This is a genomic window from Pseudomonas sp. B392_1p (genome assembly GCF_052245235.1).
In the GTDB taxonomy this organism is placed as follows: Bacteria; Pseudomonadota; Gammaproteobacteria; order Pseudomonadales; family Pseudomonadaceae; genus Serpens; species Serpens gallinarum.
This window is the reverse complement of record NZ_JBQPXM010000038.1, coordinates 1-386: the sequence shown is the minus strand read 5'-3', so window position 1 is coordinate 386 and position 386 is coordinate 1. Positions and strand designations below refer to the sequence as shown.

1 protein-coding gene is annotated in these 386 nt (G+C 60.9%); it reads right to left on the bottom strand.

The window, feature by feature from the left end:
- On the bottom strand, positions 1–386 hold a 386-nt coding region (locus tag ACTV8E_RS20705; RefSeq protein WP_443200701.1), incomplete at both ends, for an EF-Tu/IF-2/RF-3 family GTPase.

Below are 386 nucleotides of genomic sequence, written 5' to 3'. Positions count from 1 at the left end.
ACGTACACTTCGCCTTCGAACTTGGTGTGCGGCTTGATGGTGCCCGGCTTGGCCAGAACCTGACCACGCTCCACGTCTTCACGCTTGGTGCCGCGCAGCAGCACGCCCACGTTCTCACCGGCACGACCTTCGTCGAGCAGCTTGCGGAACATTTCAACGCCCGTGCACGTGGTCTTGACGGTATCCTTGATACCGACAATTTCCACTTCTTCCTGAATGCGCACGATACCGCGCTCGACACGACCGGTTACCACGGTACCGCGGCCGGAGATCGAGAACACGTCTTCGATCGGCATCAGGAACGGACGGTCGATGGCACGCACCGGCTCCGGAATGTAGGAGTCCAGGGTTTCCACCAGGGTCTTCACCGCAGTGGTGCCCATGCC